Genomic DNA, 4,623 nt, shown 5'->3' on the forward strand with positions numbered 1-4,623 from the left:
CACCCCCTGGGGCGCCGACCACCCCTCCCACAGACCGACCTGAAAAGGCCCCATGACCGACAGCATCGTGGCCGGCCGTCCCACGGCCGCCACCCACGCTCCCAGCAGGCTGCGCAGCTACGCGCGGCTCGGCAAGCTGGACGTGTACGACTACTACCTCGGCATCTTCCTCGCCCTGGCCGCCGCCCTGTTCCCGCTCGACGCCTTCACCGCCCGCAAGGCACTGGTACTGGCGCTGTTCCTGGTCGGCGAGATCGCCGTCCTGATGGCGATGGTCGCCCTGGACGACGTCACCGGGTTCCGCGACGGCAGCGACCTCGCCAACTACGGCCCCGACAACCCCCTGCGCAGCAAGGCACGCAAGCCGCTGGTCGCCGGAGCCCTGACGGTGCCCCAGGCGCTGCGCTTCGCCTGGACCTGCGCGGTGGCGGGCGCCCTGCTGTGGACGGCCGCCTCCGCGCTCGCCCCGCACCGCCCGCTGTGGGCGCTCGTCGCCGCGGGCGCCCTGTTCGTGGTGTCACTCCAGTACTCGTACGGTCTGAAGATCAGCTATCACGGTTTCCAGGAGGCGTTCCTGGTCGCCCTCGGCGCCGTGCTGGTGATCGTCCCCTACGGGCTGCTGACGGGGGAGTTCGCCGGCTTTCTGATGGTGCAGGCGGTGCTGTTCGGGTTCGGTCCGCTGATGTTCGGGGTCTACTCCAACACCAACGACGTCGAGGGCGACCGGGCCGTGGGCCGTCCCACCGTGGCCGCGCTGGTCTCCGAGCGGGGCAACGCCGTCTTCATCGGGGTGCTGTCGGCCGCCGAGTTCCTCATCGGCGCGCTCGCCTCGGCCACCGGCACGGCCCCCTGGTGGTTCGTGCTGCTGATGCTCCCCGCGACCGCGCTGCGCACCCGGCAGTACCTGACCGGGTTCGTCCGCGGCGACATCATGACCGCCCGCAGGACCGGCTTCACCGTGCACCGGCTCGGCGTGGTCCTGATGACCGCGGCCAACATCCTCGTCGGCTGGGGGGCCACCCGATGACACCCGAACTGGACGTCGCCGTCGTCGGCGCGGGCATCGCCGGACTGACCGCCGCCCATGAACTGCGCCGCGCCGGACTCTCCGTCCGCGTCTACGAGCAACTCCCGGACGTGGGCGGCCGGATGCGCAGCCTGCGCCACCAGGGCTGGACCATGGACACCGGTGCCGAACAGGTCGCCTCCCGCGGCTACCGCGCCACCTGGGAACTGCTGCGCCGCCTCGGCGTCACCCCCGCCGATGTGCCCCGGGTCGGCGGCGGGGTGGCCGTCTGGCGCGGCGGCCGCGCCCGCCCCGGCGCGGGGGAGCGCACGGCCGTACTCACCGGCGCCGGACTGTCCGCCCGCGCCCGCCGCGATCTGGCCGCCTTCTCCGCCTGGTCCGGCCGCCGCGCCGCCCGCTTCGACGGCGACCGCCCCGAACGCACCCCGCTCGGCGCCACCACCGTCCGCGAGGCGACCACGCGCTACCACCGCGACCTGCACGACTACCTCTTCCAGCCGGTCGCGGGCTGCTTCTTCGGCTGGGACACCGGCCGCTCGGCCGCCGCCCCGCTGGTCAGCCTGCTGCTGGAGGCCGGTGCCCCGAGCAGCTGGCGCACCTACCGCGAGGGCATGGACTTCCTCGCCCGCCGGCTCGCCGCCGACACCGAGGTCGTCACCGGGCGCACCGTGCGCGAGGTGGTCGACGCGGGCGGGCACGCCGTCCTGCGCTGCGACGACGGCGAGGTCAGGGCGCGGGCCGCGGTGCTCGCCGTACCCGCACCCGTCGCGGTGGCCCTGCACCCCGAAGTCCCCGCCGACGAACGGCCGTTCCTCACCGCCTGCACCTTCACCCCGATGCTGAAGGTCAGCTGCCTGCTGGACCGCCCGCTCGCCCCGGCCGCGCGGCGCCCGGTACACATCCTGCTCACCCCGGCCGCCGAGGAACAAGTGCTCTCCGGCGTCGTCGTGGACCACGCCAAGGACCCCGCCCGCGCCCCCGAAGGCCGTGGCCTGATCACCCTCGTGGCCGCCCCGCGCCAGGTTCCCGAACTCCTGGACGCCGACCCGGACGACGCCGCCGACCTGCTGGTCCACGCGGCCGAACGCTACGTCCCCGGCATCGGCGCCGCCCGCCGCCACCACTTCGCGCACACCTTCCGCCACGGCCTGCCCGAAGCGACCCCGGCGGCCCTCGCCGAACGCGCCGCCTTCCTGGACCGGCCGGTGCGCGCGGTGGAGTACGCCGGTGACTGGGTGATGCTCCGTCCCGCGTCCGAGGGCGCCGTCCGCGCGGGCGCGCTCGCCGCGTCCCGCGTCCTGAGCAGGCTCGGCCGACCCCGCCCGGCCGGCCCCGACCGACTGGAGAAGTCCGTTGCGACCGCATGACATGGGCACCCTGTTCGACGAGGCCGCGGCGGCCGGCGCCCGCACCGTGTTCCATCTCGACCGGCCCCTCGACATCGCCCCGGACGCCGGAACCCGCTGGAGCGTCCCGGAACTCGCCGACCTCGTCCGGGTGACCGCCGCCCGGCTGGCCGCCGCCGGAGTGCGGCCCGGGGACCGGGTGGCGATCGTCAAGGACAACCACTGGGACTACGACCTGCTCGCCTGCGCCGCCGTCCGCGCCGGCGCCGTCCCCGCGCTGCTGTCCGCCCGGCTGGAGCCGGAGACCCTGCGCACCCTGCTGGAGCGGCTGCGCCCGGCCGCGCTCGTCACCACCTCAGCGCTGCTCGACCGCTGCCGGGCCGCGAGCCCACCGGTCCGCGTCACCCTCGACGCCGAGGTGCCCGGCGCCGTCCACCTCGCCGCCCTGGACGCCGGCCGGACCCGCCCACCGGTACGGCGGTCCGACGACGACCCCCTGGTCATCCACCACACCTCCGGCACGACCGGGGTACCCAAGCTGGTCGTCCACTCCACCCGCACCCTCGTGCACAAACTCGCCCGCTTCGAGGCGGTGCGCTACCCGGGCATCGGCATCCGCCGGGACGACGTCCTGCTCAACGCCAGCGCGTACGCCCACGGCCGCACCTTCTGCTGGACGGCGGTGATCCTGTCCACCCCGCCCGCCGAGGTCGTCCTGCTCACCGGCGACGACCCCGACACCGCCGACCCGCTGCTGCGCGCCCACCCGCCCACCGTGGTCGAGGCACTGCCCGCCACCTATGTGCGGATGCGCCCGCTCACCACCCGCCTGGACAACCCCTTCCGGCGCGTCCGCCTCTACATCAGCACCTACGACGCCGTCCACCCGCCCGCCCTGCGCGCCTACCTGACCGCGACCCGGCACCGCCGTCCGCTGTGGATGCAAGGGTGGGGCCAGACCGAGACCGGCCCGCTGACCTTCCGCTTCCACACCCGGCGCGGCACGCTCGCCCCGGACGCGGAGACCACGGCGCGCCGCCTCGGCCGCCCGGTGCCGGGCCGGACCCGGCTGCGCGCGGTCGACCCGGACACCCTGCGCCCGGTGCCGCGCGGCCGCCCCGGACTGCTCCTGGTGCGCACCGCCGCCCTCGCCCTCGGCTACCTCACCGAGGACGAACGCTGGGACGCCAAACGCGTCGGCGACTGGTGGTCCACGGGCGACATCGGCGTGCACCACCGCGACGGCAGCGTCAGCGTCCTGGACCGCGAGGTCGACAGCATGCCCGGCCTGAGCTGCCTGCGGACCGAGGACCTCCTGGAGGAACGGCTGCCCCAGGCCCTGGAATGCGTCATCCTCGGCGCCGGCGACGGCGAACCGCTGCCCGTCGTGATCACCGCCGACGGCCGGCTCGACCCGGGCGCCTGGAAAGAGGCCACGAACGGCCTACCGGCACTGCGTGAACCGGCCGTCCTCACCTGGGACGATGTGCCCCGCACCGGCACCGGCAAGGTCCGCCGCGCCGCCCTGGCGCACCGCCTCACCGGCACCGGGCTCGCGGGCACCGGCCGCTGGACCTGACGGACGGCACCTTCGGCCTCCTGCGTCAACTCACCCTCCCCGCGGCCGCGTTGTGACCGGCCGGCCCCCTCGATGAAAGGAACCCCCGCATGGCACCGCCGGCCCCGGCCCGCGCGGTCTTCGGCAACGGCACCGCGCACAGCCGCGACCAGCACCGCTGTCTGGAGGCCGCCTACGACCCGGTGACCCTGCCCCGCCTTGCCGCCGCCGGGGTCGGCCCGGGCTGGCACTGCCTGGAGATCGGCGCGGGCGGCGGCAGCATCGCCCGCTGGCTGGCGGAGCGGGTCGCACCGGGCGGCTCGGTGCTCGCCACCGACCGCGACCCCCGCGACCTCGTCCCCGGCCCGCAGCTGGCGGTCGCCGCCCTCGACGTGGCCCGCGATCCGCTGCCCGAGGCGGCCTACGACCTGATCGTGGCGCGCCTGGTGCTCCAGCACGTGCCCACCCGCGCCGCCGTCCTGCCCCGGCTCGTACGCGCCCTGCGGCCCGGCGGACTGCTCCAGATCGACGAGATCGACGCCTCCTACGAGCCCCCGCTGCTGACCCCGGACGCGGCGGCCGAGGAACTGTACCTCCGCTTCCTGCGGGCCAAGTCGGCCGCGATGCGCGCCGCGGGCGGCGACCCGCACTGGGGACGCGCCGTGCCCGGGGCCCTGCGCGCGGCCGGACTG

General features: G+C 75.6%; 4 protein-coding genes. All 4 read left to right on the plus strand.

Annotated features, from left to right (window positions below; translation table 11 throughout):
• Positions 1–52: 52 nt before the first annotated feature.
• Entirely contained in the window at positions 53–1,027 is a 975-nt protein-coding gene (locus tag CCN72_RS05180) for a UbiA family prenyltransferase (protein WP_086806515.1), read from the plus strand.
• Positions 1,024–2,394, plus strand: coding sequence for a protoporphyrinogen/coproporphyrinogen oxidase (locus CCN72_RS05185; protein WP_086806516.1), 1,371 nt, complete (start codon positions 1,024–1,026; stop codon positions 2,392–2,394). Before CCN72_RS05180 ends, CCN72_RS05185 begins: the two co-directional genes overlap by 4 nt.
• Positions 2,381–3,952: a class I adenylate-forming enzyme family protein gene (locus CCN72_RS05190; RefSeq protein ID WP_244174132.1), complete on the plus strand. Its 1,572-nt coding sequence runs from the start codon at positions 2,381–2,383 to the stop codon at positions 3,950–3,952. Before CCN72_RS05185 ends, CCN72_RS05190 begins: the two co-directional genes overlap by 14 nt.
• Before the next feature lie 89 nt (positions 3,953–4,041).
• The coding region (locus CCN72_RS05195; protein ID WP_086806518.1) for a class I SAM-dependent methyltransferase at positions 4,042–4,623 on the plus strand (582 nt) is incomplete at its 3' end.

The sequence above is a fragment of the Streptomyces murinus genome (assembly GCF_002154555.1).
Classification (GTDB): Bacteria; Actinomycetota; Actinomycetes; order Streptomycetales; family Streptomycetaceae; genus Streptomyces; species Streptomyces murinus.

Coding starts and splice junctions, on each gene's coding strand:
- CCN72_RS05180 (WP_086806515.1), top strand. CDS start 53: ATGACCGACAGCATCGTGGCCGGCCGTCCCACGGCCGCCACCCACGCT.
- CCN72_RS05185 (WP_086806516.1), top strand. CDS start 1,024: ATGACACCCGAACTGGACGTCGCCGTCGTCGGCGCGGGCATCGCCGGA.